Origin of the sequence: Dawidia cretensis, assembly GCF_018598175.1 — a bacterium.
In the GTDB taxonomy this organism is placed as follows: domain Bacteria; phylum Bacteroidota; class Bacteroidia; order Cytophagales; family Cyclobacteriaceae; genus Ohtaekwangia; species Ohtaekwangia cretensis.
Genome location: NZ_JAHESE010000039.1, coordinates 1 through 17,177, shown reverse-complemented (window position 1 = coordinate 17,177; position 17,177 = coordinate 1). Strand labels below are relative to the sequence as shown.

Sequence of the window (17,177 nt, the reverse complement as noted above, 5' to 3'; positions counted from 1 at the left end):
ATGGAGAAGATACCGATACTACGGATGGGCCCGTTTCTGTTGGTTACTATCCAGGTGGACCTGTATGACCGCCTGGCAGAAAACCTGGAAGCCGACCTCGTTCAGATGGTAAGCAAGACCGGCGCGATGGGTGTGTTGATAGACATCTCCGCCGTATCTATAATCGACTCATTTATGGGGCGCATCATCGGCAACATCGCCTCGATGTCCAAAATCATGGACGCAGCGACGGTGGTGGTCGGCATGCAGCCCGCAGTCGCGATCACACTTATCGAATTGGGATTACCCCTAAAGGGAGTTCAATGTGCACTAAATGTCGAGCGGGGAATGGACCTGCTTCGATCTAAGATTGCACTAAACGAGGGAACTCCGGATGACTATTCTGATACTGAATAAGGACGTGATGCCGGTCGTAAAGGAACAAGATGTTGTACCCTTTCGCAACCGCGTCAAAGAATACGCCACGAAGATCGGCATGGGATTGGTCAACCAAACCAAGCTAATCACGGCGGCCAGCGAGCTGGTACGCAATATGCTGAAATATGGAAAAGGAGGAAAAGTGTACATCGAGGTAGTCAGCAAAGGCAGAGAAAACGGCATCCGCCTGATATTTGAAGATAAAGGCCCTGGTATACCGGATGTCACGCTGGCGATGAAAGACGGTTTCTCCACCGGCAAAAGCCTGGGGCTGGGGCTGCCCGGCACCAAGCGCCTGGTCAGTGAATTTGACATTCAGTCTGTCGTCGGCGAAGGAACAAAGGTTACGGTGATCAAGTGGAAAAATGGATAATCCCACACACTTCACCAGCTATAGCGTCGAAGACCGGAGTCATGTCGCGATCGTAAAACGCGAGATCCACTCACGGGTGGTCCAGGCCGGATTTCCGAAAACCCGTGTTGCCGAAGTGGACATCGTCGTGTCGGAAATTACATCCAACCTCATCAAATACGCCGGCAGCGGTGAGCTGCTATACCGCATCGTGCTAAACGGTACGGACAATCCCGCGCTCGAGGTATTGTGTATCGACAACGGCCCGGGCATGACCGACCCGGCGCGTATGCTAAGAGATGGCATCTCTACCCGTGACACCCTCGGCCAGGGACTCGGAGCCATACAACGCCTGAGTGACACCTTCGAGCTATACTCCCTCAAAGGCTGGGGCACAATTGTTTACGCACAAATAGCAGCAACAAAGCGTGAGCCGGCAGCAAAGGCGAATATCCGCATCCGCAGTTTCAACGTTCCCAAACCGGGCGAGACAGTCTCAGGTGACGGGCACCTGGTCAAACATGAAAAAAACGGCGTGCGTATTTTCGTTGCCGACGGTCTGGGGCATGGCGAGGCGGCGCACGAGGCGGCGACGGCCGGACTGCAAGCATTTCAATCCACACAGACGGAATCGCCCGTGGAAATGCTCCGGTATGTGCACGAGCAGGTAAGAAAAACGCGGGGTATGGTCGGGACAATCGCATCGTATAATAAAACGGACAATGAGTGGACCTTTTGTGGTATTGGCAACATCAGCAACCGCACCTACACCGGCCTCGAATTCAAAAATTACATGTCCTATAATGGCATCATTGGTCTCAACATCCCCGGCACCATGAAAGATGCCCGCATTCCCGGTGAAAAGAACCAACACCTCATTCTCTGCTCCGATGGCATCCGCACACGCTGGGACATCACCAAATACCCCTCCGTCTTCAAACACGATACGATCATTCTGGCAGCATGCCTTTATAAAGATTTTTCGCGCCGTAACGACGACGCCTCCATCCTCATAGCCACCGTCAACCCGAGCCGATGAAAGAGATCGTACGTGTAAGCCTCGAAAATGAAATGGACCTGATCCTGGCTCACAAGCGGTCTATGAAACTCGCCGAACTGTGTGGCCTCTCGCTTTCCGTACAAACGACCTTTGCCACCGCGGTCTCCGAGATCGCCCGTTGCGCCATCGAGTCCGGCGCGGAAGCCTTTATGATGCTGGGCATCGACTTCCTCAAAGCCAACCGCAAGCAAGTCACCGCCATAATCTACGACACCGCGCCCTACACCGACAGATGGCAGGAAGCCGTATCGTACGCCAAGCGCCTGGCCGACAACGTAAAGGTTGTACGCAATGGCCCCCGCATCGAAGTAAGCATCCACCTGGAGATCAACTTCGCCGGCATTATCAGCGCATCGAAGCTCGAATCGTTTACCCAATACTTCGCCGAAGAACCGCCCATCTCACCCTACGACGAGATCCGCCGCAAAAACATCCAACTGCAAGACCTCGCCCAACGCTTGCGCGAAAGCGAAGCGTCTTACCGTTTCCTGTCCGACCGATTGCCACTCATGATCTTCTCCGTGAACCACCTCGGCACGATCACCTTCTCCAACAAGTGGCTGCAAGACTTCCTCGGCATCCCCCTCACCCAGCTCGACATCGCCAGCTGGCAGCAGGTGCTACACACTGACGACCAGCACCGCATGGCCTCCGACCTCAACCAGCTGCTGATACAAAAAAAGCCGTTGCGCGCACAATACCGGCTGCGGCAAAAGAGCACCGACAAATACCTCTGGCACATGATCAGTATTCTGCCGGCCGAGAACGATCGCGACATGACGACACAATGGATCGGCTTTATCGTCGACATCCACGCGCAAAAGCAGGTCGAGCAAACATTAAAAGACAACACCGAATTAAAAGATACCCAGCAAAAACTGGTATACCATCAGCAACAGCTGGAACTGAAGATCGAAGCGCTCAACCGCAGCAACTACGAGCTGGAGCAGTTCGCGCACCTCGCCTCGCACGACTTACAGGAACCGCTCCGAAAGCTGTTCTTCTATGCCGACGTACTGCAGCAAAAATACCGCGACACCATCGATGCCAGCGGCGTACAGGTCCTCAACAACATGACCCAGGCCGCCGGACGCATGAAGGAGTTAATTCATGACCTGCTGGCATACTCCGAGCTTAACCAGCACGAGTTTGAATTCGGTGACGTAAACCTCGATACTATACTCGAAGACTTACTGAAGGATTTTGAGATCGCGATCCGAGACAAAGGCGCCATCGTGCGTAAACAGCCACTGCCCATGATTCGGGGCAATGCGCTCAAACTCCGCCAGCTCTTCAGCAACCTCCTGTCGAATGCCTTGAAATACGCCAGGACCGGCGTGACACCCCAGATCGACATTACCTGTTTGCAAACGCCCGACGCGCTCGCCATCACCGTACGCGATAACGGCATCGGCTTCGACCCCAAACAACAAGATCGTATCTTCGAGCTATTCGAACGCCTGCATAGCCGCGCGCGGTATCCTGGTACCGGCATCGGCCTTTCCATCTGCAAACGTATTGCCGAGCTCCACCACGGCAGCATCAGCGCCTCCGCCGAAGCCGGCCAATATGCCAGCTTCCTGGTAACACTGCCCCTCTCCCAACAATCGTATATCCATACAGCATGAACCACGACTATAAAATACTCGTCGTAGACGATGACCCGGAAGATCACTTCATCATGCAGGAGTACTTCACCGAAGCAGGCCTGGGCGACGCCGTCGTCTTTCGCGAAAACGGCGAAGAAGCGCTCACCTACCTGGCAGCGCTACCGACCAACGGCCTGCCTGCCCTCATTGTACTCGACCTCAACATGCCCGTGCTCAACGGCTTGCAAACCCTGACCATGCTCAAAGAGCTACCAGACCTCCGTCACATACACGTCGTGATCTACTCGACCTCCAACAACGATCACGAGCGCCAGCAATGCCTGGAACAAGGCGCCCGCGACTACTTTGTAAAACCGTTCACCCTGCAAGACGGTACCTTCATGGTAGAACGCTTCCGGCAGATGCTGCAGGACGAGCTGCGCCAATCGTCGTAAGGCCCCTCCCAACCCGCTTCGCCAAACGGTAACAAACACGACTCGCTTAGCGTGCCAACGCTGTAGGCTACTGTTACTTGCATTTATTTTCGTATCTTCCATTGCGAATACTTCTTCCCATGCAAACTATAGTCGAAAACCCCAGTGTCGACCTGCTGGTCACCGCCGTACAGGAGTTATCGCTGGCACGAGACCTGGAAACCGTCACGCGCATCGTACGCACCGCCGCCCGCAAGCTCACCGGCGCCGACGGCGCAACCTTTGTGCTACGCGACGGCGACCTGTGCTTCTATGCCGACGAAGATGCCATCTCGCCGCTCTGGAAAGGCAGCCGCTTCCCGCAGGACACCTGCATAAGCGGCTGGGCAATGGTGAACCGCCAGGTCATCGTTATCGAAGATGTCTACAACGACCCGCGCATACCCGTCGAAGCCTATCGGCCCACATTCGTGAAAAGCCTGGCCATGGTCCCCATCCGCACACAGAACCCCATGGGCGCCATCGGCAACTATTGGGCCACCCGACATATGCCCGACGCGGCCGAAATGAAGCTGCTGCAATCCCTCGCCGACATCACGGCCGTCACCCTGGAGAACATCGAGCTATACCGCTCGCTGGAAGCCCGCGTACAAGAGCGTACAACGCAGCTGGAGACCGCCAACAAAGAGCTCGAAGCATTCTCCTATTCCGTATCGCACGACCTGCGCGCGCCACTGCGCTCCATCGACGGCTACCTGCACATACTGCTGGAAAATCACCTCGACGGCATGAGTGAAACCGGCAAAGGTATCGCACAACGCGTGATGGCCAATGCCAAACACATGAACCAGCTCATCGACGACCTGCTGGCATTTTTCCGCATGGGGCAAAAGCCTCTCATCAAAACAATAATATCGGTAAACGACCTGGTCCACGCCGTCTGCAAGGCTGCCCAGGAAGCCGAAGGCCCCAGCCGCAACATCGACTTCACCATTCACACGCTGCCATCCATTCAGGCCGACGCCGCACTGCTGCAGCAAGTATGGATAAACCTCATTTCAAATGCGGTAAAATATACACGCCGCCAGGAAAGAACCCTGATTGAGATCGGCTTCTACGAAGAGCCAGGGGAAATTATCTACTACATCAAAGACAACGGTGTAGGCTTCAACATGGACTATGCCCACAAACTATTCGGCGTATTCCAACGCCTGCACTCACCCCGGGAATTTGAAGGAACAGGCATCGGCCTCTCCATCGTACAACGCATCATCACCAAACACGGCGGATCGATCCGCGCCCATGCCGAAGAAGGCAACGGCGCAACCTTCTACATAGCATTACCAAAGACCTGACCGAAGGTCTGGTTCTGGTCTTCCGACCGAAGGGAGGGCGACTTGGACCCACTATGATGGCAGTCTTCAAACTGCCGACTCACTTCGTCCCCTCCAGGCTCAACACATTCGCGCCGAGCGCATCCTCAAACACCCGCTCCAGCCGTTGATCATGCACCGTCACTAATATCTCCACCGACCCGGTACCAACAGCCCCTTTCAGAATGTGCCCGCCATACGCCTGAAACGATTTATCCGTCACCACACCGTGCGCATGCAAAGACACCTTGCCCTTCTGCCAGGCAATCGTACCCTGCATCGAGGCCAGCTCCACATCGCGAAACTCTTTCGGGTCGTATTGCCGCGTCTTAAAATCAAAGAACCCGAACGTGATATTCACAAACCCCATCCCATTAAACGTCGCCGACGGAATCTTCTCCGCCTGCGCCAACGCCTCGATCTCATTCAAAATGCTATCGCCCTGGCGCAACACCATCAGGTAGCCTGCCGGTACACGGGTATATTTCTTCATAGTCGTTTGTGCCTTTCGCCCAGACTGAGCCAGTGTCGCGGCACTTGCCGACACCAACAGTAATATCGTCAGAACAAGATGCTTCATGGAGGGTTGTTTACGTTCTTACCCATGCCGGGAAAATACCGTGCCGCCACATTCGTGGCATGCCGGGTATAATTATTTCGCAAGCCATCGTAATTACACGCTTAAACAAATACGACTATGGCAAAGTATTCGAAAAAAGCACAAACGAAAGTCGGACGTGCTATGCATGAAAAGAAAAAAGGCACGCTGAAGAGTGGACGCAGCGGTAAGAAAGTAACAAGCCGCAAACAAGCCATTGCAATTGGCTTGTCCGAAGCCCGCAAGGCCGGCGCAAAAGTGCCGGCAAAAAAAGGCGCGAAGAAGACCGCAAAAAAAACCGGTCGTGGACCAGCGAAGAAAACCGCGAAAAAAAGAACGGCCAGAAAGACCGCGAAAAAAACAACAAAAAAACGGTCACGTTAACGGCTCGACAAATTTAGTATGTTTCACCGGGCCTGTCATACAGGCCCTTTTTTATAGGTCTATGATACAGCTTGACAAAGTCGCACGCGCCGCGATCACCGGCACTACATTGATGACAGCATTCAGTTACGCAGTCTCACACCACCAACGCAAACAATTCCGCGAGCCCGAGCTCCTCAACAAGCTGTTGGACCGCCTCCCCGGCGATCAATCTATACCCACCAAAAGCCCGGCTGGCTGGCTGGTGCACTACGGTGTAGGTATGCTTTTCACAACGGCCTACGATCAGCTCTGGCAGCGCAACCTCGGCAAACCAACCTTGACAAACGGTTTGTTACTAGGCACCATCAGTGGCCTGGTCGGTATCGGCGGCTGGATGTTGACGTTCAGGCTTCACCCCCACCCGCCCAAAACCGACTATACCGGCCACTACAAACAACTCCTCATTGCACACATGATCTTTGGCATGGGCGCCGCGTTAGGGTATAATAAAAGGAAAAAGCTGCCCTAAATCGCCGCGTCTGTTGCCCCTTTTCGCCAATTACCAACCCTATCAAATTTCTTCCGGGACCGGCAGATATAATCATCAACCATAACCACACGAAGCGGTTGTTTTCAGTATATTCACGCCCATGTATCGTATTTCGTTTCGTCGCCTGTTACTCCTAACACTGGAGCTTGCAGCGATCTGTACCGGTGTCCGGGCACAGGGACATGTACCGGCAACAATGAATTTTAAGACAGAGGCCTTCCTGCTCAAAAACAAGATCGTAGCCGAGCACTACAGCCCGCCGGCGATAGACGATACATTTTCCGCAGCCGTGTTCGACCTTTTTATTGACGGCCTCGATCCGGAGCGTCTCATCTTTACTGACGGCGAGGTGCAAGCCCTGAAAACCTATCGCGACAAGCTCGATGACGAAATAAACGGCAAAAGCTGGAACTTCCTGCCGGCAGCCACCAAAGGTTACCAAAAGGCTCTTGCCCGTGCTACGCAGGCAATAAACCAGGGTACACAACGCGCGTTCGATTTCAGCGCAAAGGAAATCTATAGGGAAGACACCCTCTGGACGAAAGACGAAGCCTTTATTTTTGAGCGCTGGCGTCTGTTGCTTAAATACGAAACGCTCGTCCGTTTAACAAACACGAGGAGCAGGAATACCGTTGATCCCGAAGCGATATTCCTGAAAAACCAGGAGCCGGCTACACGCAACCTGGTAAAAACAATAAACCTTGCCCGGCTCAATCGTGTAATAAACAACGCCGCCGGCTTTGAGAATTACGTGGGAATAACCCTGCTCCGGGCGCTGGCCAATGCCATCGATGCCCATACGAACTACTTCTCGCCCAAGGAAATGGAAGATTTTATGAGCGAGCTGAGCACGGAAGGATACCTGTTCGGATTTCAGCTGAAGACCAACGACGTGGGCGACCTGATAGTAGATCAGCTTACTCCAGGGGGCCCCGCCTGGAAGTCGGGAGCGATCCACACCGGCGATGTGCTCGACCGGCTGCGATGGGAAGGAGGTAACTGGGTAGAGCTTGCCGGCCTCGATACGCACGAGGCCGGGCTTATACTCGACGAATCAAATCATCAGGCATTGGAAATAGAGCTTCATGGCCCGGGTGGTCAGCAAACAAAAGCACTCCTGAAAAAGGAGAAAATGTCCGACGATGATAATATCGTGAAAAGCTTCGTCCTGCAGGGCGACGAACGGAAAATAGGATATATATATCTGCCTGGATTTTATACGGACTGGAACGGTACCGAAGGGTCGAAGAGTGCGAACGATGTGGCGGCGGCAATACTTAAATTGAAAAAGGAAAACATAGAAGGTATAGTGCTCGATGTTCGCTTTAACGGCGGTGGATCTTTACAAGAGGCCGTAGCGATGGCGGGCATCTTTATAGATGCCGGGCCAATCGGGCTACTGAAAAACAAAGGAGGCGATATCGTAACCGTGAAAGACATAAATCGTGGCACGATCTATAACGGCCCGCTGGTATTGATGGTAAACGCGCTCAGTGCATCGGCATCGGAGTTCCTGGCGGCGGCCTTAAAAGATTATCATCGCGCTATTATTGTTGGAAGTCGCACGTGTGGCAAGGCAACGGCGCAGGTGATTCACCCACTGGATCCTAAAAACACAAGCTCTAAATTCAACGGTGTAACGAAAAGCCCCTTCGGCTATACGGCTATAACCGTGCAGAAGATCTATCGCATCAACGGCAAAACCATACAACGCAAAGGCGTAGTGCCCGATATTCAGCTGCCGGATCTGTTAAGTGCCTTGCCGGTTCGCGAACAAGACATGGAGCATACACTGCCATCCGACTCGGTACAAAAAAAGACATACTACGATCCGCTTCTGTTCCTACCGCTGAAAGTGGTGCGTGCGAAAAGTGACGAGCGTGTGGCAGCTTCCGGAGCATTCAAACAACAGCAATACTACGCAACCGGGCTCATGCAGAAGGATGGCGACAGCGAGTCGTTGTTGTTTAAAGATATGCTGGCCGCCAGTCAAAAGGAACAAACCCTCGCGACCGGCGCCACTGTAACACGCGGTACAACGGCCTATCGCATAAACCTGCTACCAGGTGATGTGGTGGCCGATCCTGCCGACGATTATAAAAAAAATATCAACACCGCCTGGATAAACCGGCTGTTACAGGACATATACATAGAAGAAAGCTTTTATATAATAAACGATCAAATAAATCAATCTAAAAAACAATGATACACACTAAGTTGGCGCTTATTGTTGCACTGATGAGCCTGACCTCTTCAGGTTTTACAAAAGAACAACCCCATGCCGCGGGTACGGCCGTAGAACACATGGCCTTTCTGTCTGACCTGGAAGAAACGCTCTCGGAAAAATATATGAGTTACATGAGCGAGGTGGCTCACGGCGGCCGCGCGCGTAAGATGGATAAACGCCGCCAGGACCTCATTGCCGCTGTGCGTACAGCCATTACGCAAGGTAATAGGCTCAAACCTTTTGAAGGCGACGCCACCCTTAAAACGGCTTATGTACAATACTGGAATGTATTGCTTTCGGTATTCAATGAAGATTACCGCAAGATTGTGGACATGGAAGAGATAGCCGAGCGCTCGTACGACGAAATGGAAGCCTACCTGCTGATGCAGGAAAAAGCAGGCGAACGCCTCGATGAAGCATATGACCAGGTAACGAGCACCTACCGCACGTTCGCGGCAAGCCACAACGTGCGCCTATCTGAATCCCACAGCTCAAAACTCACGCGCAAGCTTCAGCAAACCGGCAAAGTGAACAGTTATGTGAATAAGATGTATCTTCTTCACTTCAAGAGCACTGTACAGGAAAGCAATATGATAACGGCCCTGAATAATAAAGATGTAAACGGCATGGAACAAAGCCGCGAGGCGATGAAGCGCTACGCGGAAGAGGGCCTGTCACGTCTTGACACCGTGAAGGCCTATAAAGGCGATGGATCGTTGGCAACCGCATGCCGCAAAATACTCGAGTTTCAGGTAATGGAAGCTGGAAATATTACGGCGTTGTCGGATTTTATGATCAAATCCGACGACCACGAAAAAGCCCGCAAAACCTTCGAAGCCAAGCCTGCCGCTAAACGCACCCAGGCCGATATAGACGCCTACAATAAAAGTGTAAATACCTACAACCAGGCAGTTCAAAATTATACCAAAGTAAACGAAGATCTCAATAAGAAACGCAGCGGCGTGCTTACCAACTGGGATAACTCCCAAAAACGCTTTATGAATAGTCATGTGCCGCATAAATAGCGAAACACGCTACGCCAAATTGTTAAGAACGCCGCCGTTTATGGCGGCGTTCTTTTTTATAACGGAGCCAATATCATACCCTTACCATCCCATGATCTGCGTCAGATTAGGATTCAGCAATACCTGTGGCTGTGGTACCGGCCGGTAGTAGAACTTAGGCTCTTCAAAAGTACCCAGGTCAGCCGCCGTGGCAATGTTACCATGCTCACCATCTTTCAGGTAGAACGTAGCGCCTTCTGCGCCAATAGCGCCTACGCGGTAATAGACCAGCGTCTTACCCAGCGAATTCTTTTCCTTATTGGCTTCCGCGGGAATCTCAGCATCGGCCGGCAGCAAGATGATATCATCGATGTTATCACCCGTAAGGTCATATTTACCTAAGCCAGGGAAATAAAGTCCCTCTGGTTCAATCTCCGAACGCTTACCCGCATGCCACCGCATCAGATCATCAGAACGATAACCCTCCAACGCCAGCTCCACACGACGCTCGCGACGGATCTCCAGCAACACCGCCGCCAGTCCACCGGCTACCAGGGGATATTGCGCCTGTAGCACAGGATCAACGGGTGGGTTGATCGCAAGCGCCGGCATTCCCACGCGCTCGCGGAGCAGATTCACCGTACCGTCCAAATCACCCTGTGTCAGCGTACCCAGTTCGGCTTTTGCCTCGGCAAAGATCAGATATACCTCTGCCAGGCGAATCAGCGGTACATCCAGGTTATTCTGCACATCTGTATCGGTATTGTTTACAAAACCTTTGATCTGGTGGTACCCGGTAAAGTTTCGCGACAATTCTTGTATATAAATGCCGGCACCCTGCGCGTATGTAGAGTTATTGATCAGCTCCCAGCCCGGGTAAGCAAAAGTTTGCCCCAGGCGTGGGTCGCGGTCTGCGAACTCTTCCACAAACTGATGGGTGGCATAACCTGCCTGGCTGGTATACGGCGTGCCGTCAGCCATCAGGTAGGTTTGCTGCAGGTCTTTCGATGGACTCACCTCATAGTTGCCGAACATATATCCCCACCAACCACTGTTTAACAACCCCGCCTCATAGAAACGGCCGAGAATAATCTCACTGTTCCCTTCCAGGCTCCCGCTGGTAAACAGCGACGCGTAATCCGATTCAGGCTTGCCGGTATTGTACAGCGCAAAGCCGCCATCGGTGATGACCTCATCCGCCACTTCGCTCGCCAGCGTCAGGTATTTATCCGCCGTTGATTGCAGGTTAAGCTCTGTGTGATACTTGCGAAATGTGCCTTCAAACAAGGCAGCGTCTGCCATAAAAGCACGAACTACCCACTTGGTGACAGCACCCGGACGGTCCTCGCCGGCATCTGCGTCCACGTACTGACGGGCAAATTCAAGGTCTTCAAAGATCTTATCAACGACCGTTGTGCGCGTGTCACGTCCCTTGTACAGGTCCGGATCATCTTGCGTCAACGTCTTTTCGTACCAGGGCACATCAGAATAGCGTGCTACCTTGTCCATATAAAATCTAGCCCGGAAGAACCGGCCCAGGCCTTCATAGTGACTGCGTTGCGCCTCGGTCAGCGTGGCCGTGCCAAAGTGATCGAGGTAATAATTGATCTTGCGCAACTGATCCCAGGTCCATCCTCCCGTAACGTTGGCAGCCGTCGGGCTCCCCGTCATCATGTTCTTGAGCTCGGTTACACCGGTTGTCGCGGTATTATCCGTCGACATATCCTCCACGTAAATGCCGATACCTCCAAAATTATACACACTATACAGATAGGTATCGAGGTCGTCAGCCGTGTGAAAGAAATCCTTTTCACTAATCTCCGTCTGTGGAGAACGCTCCAGGAAGTCGTCGTTGCAAGCCTGCGCGGCCAGCAGGAGCGCAACACACAGTATACTATATTTTTTCATGTTGTTGAGAGTAAGAATGTAAATCCGACAGATTAAAATTGAAGCTCAATACCGAACGAGTACTTCCGTTGAAAAGGATACGCATATCCCCAACCGTTCTGATCACCGGTCGGCTGGTAGCTCGGATCGGTCTTGCCGATATTGTTGGTGATCGCCTCCGGGTCAAAGTACTTTTTCAGCGCCGACCACTCCGTCAGGTTCTCGCCGCTAACATATACCCGTAGCTTGTTGACATGGATGCGGTCCAGCAGCGCATGCGGCAACGAGTAACCAAGGGTGACGTTCTTCAGACGCAGGTAAGCGGCGTTCAGCAAATAATTCGTTTGAGGGATAGCAAGACCTTGCGACTGGTCTATGCGCTCACCTAGGTTCTTGTCGGCAAGCCACGCTTGCAGCACCGGATACTTGGCATCCAGGTTGGCGTCTGCCAGGCCCGCGTTGATATACGACTGCGAGTGTTGCGCACGCAGGGCTTCGCTATCCGCTTCGCCGCGGTAGAAATCCAGCAAGTGTGCATAGCCCCCCGCGTACGGCTGCTGATAAAAACCCCAATACAGGTAATTGGAGGGGTAGTAGTCCATCTTGCCCACGCCCTGGAAGAAGGCACGCAGGTCGAAGCCGTTCCACTCGGCACCCACTGTAAAGCCAAAGCGGAAGCGCGGCGTGATATTGCCGATCACCGAAAGATCTTTCGGATCATTTACAGTAGCACCTTTCTCAATCGTGCCACTTCCATCCAGGTCCTTATATTTAGGCCAGCCTTCTACAATCTCCAACGCACCCCAGGGAATGATCGATGACTCGTCAAGATTAGCTATTTCTTCCTGATTCTTAAATACACCATCGCTCCGCAGACCCCAGACCTCGCCCAGCGTCATGCCTTCATAATATTGCGTCAGGCTACGGTTGGAGTTATCGAAGCGGGTGATCTTGGTTTTGTTATCCGAGATCACAAAGCTGACATACGTATGCAGCGATTTTCCACCGACACTGAACTCATCATCATACCCTAGCGACAGCTCCCAGCCTGTCGTGCGCAGGTCTGCCGAATTTTCTTTCGGCGGGGCCACGCCCAGTACCGCGGGCAGTTCCTTGCCCGGCATCAGCATACCTTCGGTGTCACGACGGTATACATCAAACGACGCTGTAATACGCTGTTGCAGGAACCCCAGGTCGATCCCCAGGTTGCTGGACTTAACGTCCTCCCAGGTATAGTTCTTCGACACCAGGTAGGGCGACGATACCGTCGACGGCAGACCGCCGCCAATCAAATACTTACCCTCATTGAGCGACGAAAGCGGAAAGTAGCCATACTCGTCTATGGCCGACTGGTTACCCAGGGAGCCAAACGAACCACGAATCTTCATCGTGTTTACCACGGTAGAAACCGGCTCCCAGAACGTTTCCTCGTCTACCTTCCACGCCGCCGATACCGACGGATAGAAACCGAATCGGTTGTCTTTCGCGAACTTCGAAGATCCGTCATAACGACCATCGAACTCAACGATATACCGGTCATTAAAGATATAGTTCAAACGATAGAAGCCACCGCGCAGCGCCCATTCACGAATCGATTCATCGACCGTGGCCAGGCCTGTCGCCAAACCAATAGAAGGGATCGACGGCGAGATCACGCCAACTTTCTCCGACTCCACCGAATCCAGCCGGCTATATTCCTGGTTAAAGCCAACAATGGCGTTTATATAATGCTTGCCCTTCGTTTTTTCAAACGTGGCATAGGTATTCAAAACATAATATGACAAACCGTTACCCAGACGGGAAGCAGTATTATTACCCTCTTCGCGAACATCTTCAGGCCCATAGCCGATCAGCAGTTTATTTTCGTTGCTGCGATTGGTCAGGTTATCACGACGCACCGTAAAGTCCGCATTCACACGCAACATGCGTTCGAAAAACGACAGCTCGCTGCTAAACGTACTTTGGAACATATTGATCCGGGTAATACGCTGACCACCATCAACCATCTTCGCGGCAGCACGGCCTACGTCGGTGTTAGCCCACGTACCGTCGGGGTTGCGGTCCCAGCTGGTCGGAAACAGGTTGAAAAGGTCTTCCATCGACAACTGCGAAGGTGTGACCCGCTCCGTCATAGACAACGACGTATTATTACCAAACGACAGCCATTTATACGGAGTAAAATTTACCTTAGCCCGCACACTGTAACGATCATATTTATCATCCGCTACTTTCAGCGCGCCATTTTGCGAATCGTACGCACCCGACAGATAATACGCCGTAGTACCAGACTTGCCTGACATCGTCACGTTGTGGCGCACCGACAGCGTGGGGTTGTCGAGGTAGTACTTCGTCCAGTCGCGATTGCCCATATAGGCCCAAAGCGAATTGTCGTCCGGATCAATACGAACCGGCCCGGAAGATGCCGGGTTATCAGAGCGCTCACGAGCCCACGCATACTGGGTGGGCGTATAATCTACATAATCCCACGGTGTGTTGTTCGTAGAGGTCTCCAACGTCCGCATAAAAATATAGGGATCCGCTACTTTGTTCGGCAGCACAGTAGCATTTCCCCACGCAAAGTTATTGTTGTACTCTACAGTAAAACCTTCGCGCACACCGCTCTTCGTGGTAACGAGGATCACACCAAACGCAGCCCGCGAGCCGTAAATCGCAGCAGACGATGCGTCTTTCAACACCGACATACTCTTAATATCCGACGGTGCGATCAGGTTCAGGTCCGCTACGCTCATGGGCACATTGTCCACCAGGACCAACGGCTGGCCACCATTGATCGAAGTAATACCGCGGATGTTAATCGTCGGCGACGCACCCGGCGCACCACTGCCAAAGTCAACGTTCACGCCAGGAACAGCACCCTGCAACCCCTGCCCCACACTTTGAATAGGACGTGATTCCAGCACCTTGCTATCGACCACACCAACGGCACCCGACAGGTTGGCTTTCTTCTGCTCGCCAAAACCAACGACGACCACTTCCTCCAAAGAAGTAGAGTTGACTTGCAACGGAATGTCGATCGTTGAACGATTGCCGACTGTTACCTCCGAGGTGACATATCCAATAAACGTGACCACCAGCACGTCACCGGCTGCAACGTCCAGCGAAAAGCTGCCGTTCACATCGGTCATCGTGCCGGAAGCGGTGGATTTGATCAGGATGCTGGCACCGATCACAGGCGAACCGTCGGCAGCATCCGTCACCGTACCACGTAGCGTCATACGCTGCGCAGACGAGGCGTTCTGGGCCATGACCCATCTTGGAAGGCACGCCAGTAAACAGGCGAGCACCACCGCGTGGGCGAGGCGGGAAAGATTGTAGAGTTGCTTCATTGCAAAGGGATTGATGTTGTTTTACCGACCAAAGGTATAGGTAGAATAAATATTGAATGACCATTCAATCAAAATTTAACAGACTCTTCATATCGGGTCTGATTGAATTAATGTAGTTTTGACAAAACATTAACACGATGGGAAGAACAAGCCTCAAGGAGGTACGACAACAGGAAATTATACTCGCCTTCTATAAAGTAGCCAAAAAAATAGGCCTCGAAAATGCCTCGATAGCCAAAGTGGCCGATCACCTCGAAATCAACCCCAGCCTGATCGTACACTATTTTAAAACACGCGAAGCGCTCATCGAAGGACTGATCCACTTCATCCTCGAACGTTATAGCGACATCTATAAAACCAACGGCGGACACTATGCCACGGCAAAAGAGCTTACCACCCTGATGGACAATCTTTTCTCGCGCACATGGGACAAGCTCTTCGACGACAGCGTATTCTATAGCTGCTACGCCCTCACCTACCGCGATAAAAAAATCCGCGCATCGTTTAAATCGCTGCACGACTCCTTGCGCGAATCACTGCGGGACGCGCTCCACAAAGCCCGTGCAAACGGTGTCATTCAAATAAAAAATGAAAAGGAAACGGCAGAGGTCATCTTCGCACTGATCGAAGGAGCTTATTATTACTTGGGTATGGTGGACTCACCGACAGAAAATACCCGCAAACTGAACATCATGAAACGGCAGGCGCTCACCTTGCTGGGCCTTTAGACCTGTCGCTGACTCTTTTTCCGGACGATATAAATACGCAAAAGCGACGCCGCGGCGATCACAATCCAGAGGGCATTGACCACCAGGTTGGGCATGTCCATGAGCGTATACGAAACAATAACCAGGCAAAGGCCGCCGAGAGCATTGAGCAAATGATACGGCACACCTTCAGCACGCATCCATCCCAGGCTCAACAGCGCATACGCCGTAACATATGCCAACACACCCGTCCATCCGATAATCTCGCCTGTAGAAAAACTTAACGTTTCATTCATCTGCCCGATTTTATTAGCTGCGCGAAGATATTCAATTTTGAATGGTCATTCAATCTATTCATGTAGTACCTTTACCAGCATGGATAGCGAATGCGCCCATACCGATTTACTACTAATCTTTCAAAGCATTTTATGATCAAGATTAAGTTTCTGTTATCAGTCGCCTGCTGCTGTATACTGCTGAGCGCCTCTGCCCAAACGCGCAAGGCCGTATTTATGATCCTCGACGGTATCCCGGCCGACGTCATCGAAAAGACCGACATGCCCGTATTAAAAGAGATCGCCGCGCGCGGGGGCTATACCCGCAGCTACCTGGGCGGCGAAAAAAACGGCTTCAGCCAATCGCCTACAGTGTCGGCCGTGGGGTACAACCACGTGCTGACCGGCGTGTGGTCGCACAAACACAACGTATGGGACAATGACATCCGCGAGCCCAACTATGCTTACTGGAACATCTTCCGCATCGCCGAGCAGGCCAACCCGTCGCTGCAAACCGCCGTCTTCTCGTCATGGATCGACAACCGCACCAAGCTGGTCGGCGAAGGCCTGCCGGCCGCCGGCAACGTCAAACTGGACTATAGCTTCGACGGTCTCGAGCTGGATAAAACACGTTATCCCGCCGGCGAAAAAAGAATGTTCGACATTGATGAAAGCGTCTCCACGGAAGCCGGCCGCTACATCCGCGAAAAAGGCCCCGACCTGTCGTGGGTATATTTGGAATATACCGACGACATGGGCCACATGTACGGCGACAGCCCGCAGTTCATTGACGCGGTAAAAAAAGCCGACGCCCAGGTAGGCCGCGTGTGGGAAGCCATCAAAGCCCGCGAGCAACAGTACGGCGAGCAGTGGATGATCGTCATCACCACCGACCACGGTCGCGATGCGCAAACCGGCAAAAACCACGGCAGCCAAACCGACCGCGAGCCCACCTGTCTCATATAAACATCTGAAGCTGCCGACGAAGTTG

16 protein-coding genes are annotated in these 17,177 nt (G+C 52.7%); 12 read left to right on the top strand and 4 right to left on the bottom strand.

The window, feature by feature from the left end; translation table 11 throughout:
• The 6 genes from KK062_RS25865 (at nt 1) to KK062_RS25840 (ending at nt 5,207) form a co-directional block, all read left to right on the top strand.
• On the top strand, nt 1-396 hold the full coding sequence (locus KK062_RS25865; protein WP_254087277.1) for an STAS domain-containing protein: 396 nt from the start codon (nt 1-3) through the stop codon (nt 394-396).
• Nucleotides 374-790, top strand: a complete 417-nt coding sequence (locus KK062_RS25860; RefSeq protein ID WP_254087276.1) for an anti-sigma regulatory factor — start codon at nt 374-376, stop codon at nt 788-790. Before KK062_RS25865 ends, KK062_RS25860 begins: the two co-directional genes overlap by 23 nt.
• Nucleotides 783-1,808, top strand: coding sequence for an ATP-binding SpoIIE family protein phosphatase (locus KK062_RS25855; RefSeq protein WP_254087275.1), 1,026 nt, complete (start codon nt 783-785; stop codon nt 1,806-1,808). Before KK062_RS25860 ends, KK062_RS25855 begins: the two co-directional genes overlap by 8 nt.
• Nucleotides 1,805-3,457, top strand: coding sequence for a sensor histidine kinase (locus KK062_RS25850; protein WP_254087274.1), 1,653 nt, complete (start codon nt 1,805-1,807; stop codon nt 3,455-3,457). The genes KK062_RS25855 and KK062_RS25850 overlap by 4 nt, the downstream gene beginning before the upstream one ends.
• Nucleotides 3,454-3,873: a response regulator gene (locus tag KK062_RS25845; protein ID WP_254087273.1), complete on the top strand. Its 420-nt coding sequence runs from the start codon at nt 3,454-3,456 to the stop codon at nt 3,871-3,873. Before KK062_RS25850 ends, KK062_RS25845 begins: the two co-directional genes overlap by 4 nt.
• A 119-nt stretch (nt 3,874-3,992) precedes the next feature.
• The gene (locus KK062_RS25840; RefSeq protein ID WP_254087272.1) at nt 3,993-5,207 is read left to right on the top strand and encodes a sensor histidine kinase; all 1,215 of its coding nucleotides are present in this window, start codon (nt 3,993-3,995) and stop codon (nt 5,205-5,207) included.
• A 79-nt stretch (nt 5,208-5,286) separates the two neighbouring features.
• On the opposite strand, the gene KK062_RS25835 is transcribed toward KK062_RS25840, so the two are convergent.
• Nucleotides 5,287-5,805 (bottom strand): PPC domain-containing DNA-binding protein, encoded by a 519-nt coding sequence (locus KK062_RS25835; protein ID WP_254087271.1) that lies wholly within the window; start codon nt 5,803-5,805, stop codon nt 5,287-5,289.
• A 117-nt stretch (nt 5,806-5,922) separates the two neighbouring features.
• On the opposite strand from KK062_RS25835, the gene KK062_RS25830 reads away from it, so the two are divergent.
• The 4 genes from KK062_RS25830 to KK062_RS25815 all read left to right on the top strand — a co-directional run bounded on the left by KK062_RS25830 (nt 5,923) and on the right by KK062_RS25815 (nt 9,991).
• Complete coding sequence (locus KK062_RS25830) at nt 5,923-6,207, top strand: DUF6496 domain-containing protein (RefSeq protein ID WP_254087270.1); 285 nt, start codon at nt 5,923-5,925, stop codon at nt 6,205-6,207.
• A 61-nt stretch (nt 6,208-6,268) separates the two neighbouring features.
• Complete coding sequence (locus KK062_RS25825) at nt 6,269-6,718, top strand: hypothetical protein (protein ID WP_254087269.1); 450 nt, start codon at nt 6,269-6,271, stop codon at nt 6,716-6,718.
• A gap of 121 nt (nt 6,719-6,839) precedes the next feature.
• Entirely contained in the window at nt 6,840-8,945 is a 2,106-nt protein-coding gene (locus tag KK062_RS25820) for a carboxy terminal-processing peptidase (RefSeq protein WP_254087268.1), read from the top strand.
• Nucleotides 8,942-9,991 carry an LIC11966 family surface protein gene (locus KK062_RS25815; RefSeq protein ID WP_254087267.1) on the top strand — a complete coding sequence of 350 codons (1,050 nt, stop codon included), beginning with the start codon at nt 8,942-8,944 and terminating at the stop codon, nt 9,989-9,991. The genes KK062_RS25820 and KK062_RS25815 overlap by 4 nt, the downstream gene beginning before the upstream one ends.
• Before the next feature lie 81 nt (nt 9,992-10,072).
• On the opposite strand, the gene KK062_RS25810 is transcribed toward KK062_RS25815, so the two are convergent.
• Nucleotides 10,073-11,878 carry a RagB/SusD family nutrient uptake outer membrane protein gene (locus tag KK062_RS25810; RefSeq protein ID WP_254087266.1) on the bottom strand — a complete coding sequence of 602 codons (1,806 nt, stop codon included), beginning with the start codon at nt 11,876-11,878 and terminating at the stop codon, nt 10,073-10,075.
• A gap of 32 nt (nt 11,879-11,910) precedes the next feature.
• The gene (locus KK062_RS25805) at nt 11,911-15,204 is read right to left on the bottom strand and encodes a SusC/RagA family TonB-linked outer membrane protein (protein ID WP_254087265.1); all 3,294 of its coding nucleotides are present in this window, start codon (nt 15,202-15,204) and stop codon (nt 11,911-11,913) included.
• Between the two features lie 137 nt (nt 15,205-15,341).
• Here KK062_RS25805 and KK062_RS25800 point away from each other — a divergent pair, with 137 nt between their 5' ends.
• Nucleotides 15,342-15,932: a TetR family transcriptional regulator gene (locus KK062_RS25800; protein WP_254087264.1), complete on the top strand. Its 591-nt coding sequence runs from the start codon at nt 15,342-15,344 to the stop codon at nt 15,930-15,932.
• On the opposite strand, the gene KK062_RS25795 is transcribed toward KK062_RS25800, so the two are convergent.
• Nucleotides 15,929-16,207: a CBU_0592 family membrane protein gene (locus KK062_RS25795; RefSeq protein WP_254087263.1), complete on the bottom strand. Its 279-nt coding sequence runs from the start codon at nt 16,205-16,207 to the stop codon at nt 15,929-15,931. The two genes, KK062_RS25800 and KK062_RS25795, sit on opposite strands and share 4 nt — an antisense overlap.
• 132 nt (nt 16,208-16,339) lie before the next feature.
• On the opposite strand from KK062_RS25795, the gene KK062_RS25790 reads away from it, so the two are divergent.
• Nucleotides 16,340-17,152 carry an alkaline phosphatase family protein gene (locus tag KK062_RS25790; protein WP_254087262.1) on the top strand — a complete coding sequence of 271 codons (813 nt, stop codon included), beginning with the start codon at nt 16,340-16,342 and terminating at the stop codon, nt 17,150-17,152.
• The last annotated feature ends 25 nt before the right edge of the window (nt 17,153-17,177 follow it).

Excerpts from the sequence above, each read along its gene's own strand:
- KK062_RS25820 (WP_254087268.1), top strand. The coding sequence starts at position 6,840 with ATGTATCGTATTTCGTTTCGTCGCCTGTTACTCCTAACACTGGAGCTT.
- KK062_RS25805 (WP_254087265.1), bottom strand. The coding sequence starts at position 15,204 with ATGAAGCAACTCTACAATCTTTCCCGCCTCGCCCACGCGGTGGTGCTC.
- KK062_RS25865 (WP_254087277.1), top strand. The coding sequence starts at position 1 with ATGGAGAAGATACCGATACTACGGATGGGCCCGTTTCTGTTGGTTACT.
- KK062_RS25795 (WP_254087263.1), bottom strand. The coding sequence starts at position 16,207 with ATGAATGAAACGTTAAGTTTTTCTACAGGCGAGATTATCGGATGGACG.
- KK062_RS25800 (WP_254087264.1), top strand. The coding sequence starts at position 15,342 with ATGGGAAGAACAAGCCTCAAGGAGGTACGACAACAGGAAATTATACTC.
- KK062_RS25845 (WP_254087273.1), top strand. The coding sequence starts at position 3,454 with ATGAACCACGACTATAAAATACTCGTCGTAGACGATGACCCGGAAGAT.
- KK062_RS25840 (WP_254087272.1), top strand. The coding sequence starts at position 3,993 with ATGCAAACTATAGTCGAAAACCCCAGTGTCGACCTGCTGGTCACCGCC.
- KK062_RS25815 (WP_254087267.1), top strand. The coding sequence starts at position 8,942 with ATGATACACACTAAGTTGGCGCTTATTGTTGCACTGATGAGCCTGACC.
- KK062_RS25850 (WP_254087274.1), top strand. The coding sequence starts at position 1,805 with ATGAAAGAGATCGTACGTGTAAGCCTCGAAAATGAAATGGACCTGATC.
- KK062_RS25860 (WP_254087276.1), top strand. The coding sequence starts at position 374 with ATGACTATTCTGATACTGAATAAGGACGTGATGCCGGTCGTAAAGGAA.
- KK062_RS25830 (WP_254087270.1), top strand. The coding sequence starts at position 5,923 with ATGGCAAAGTATTCGAAAAAAGCACAAACGAAAGTCGGACGTGCTATG.
- KK062_RS25810 (WP_254087266.1), bottom strand. The coding sequence starts at position 11,878 with ATGAAAAAATATAGTATACTGTGTGTTGCGCTCCTGCTGGCCGCGCAG.
- KK062_RS25855 (WP_254087275.1), top strand. The coding sequence starts at position 783 with ATGGATAATCCCACACACTTCACCAGCTATAGCGTCGAAGACCGGAGT.
- KK062_RS25835 (WP_254087271.1), bottom strand. The coding sequence starts at position 5,805 with ATGAAGCATCTTGTTCTGACGATATTACTGTTGGTGTCGGCAAGTGCC.
- KK062_RS25825 (WP_254087269.1), top strand. The coding sequence starts at position 6,269 with ATGATACAGCTTGACAAAGTCGCACGCGCCGCGATCACCGGCACTACA.
- KK062_RS25790 (WP_254087262.1), top strand. The coding sequence starts at position 16,340 with ATGATCAAGATTAAGTTTCTGTTATCAGTCGCCTGCTGCTGTATACTG.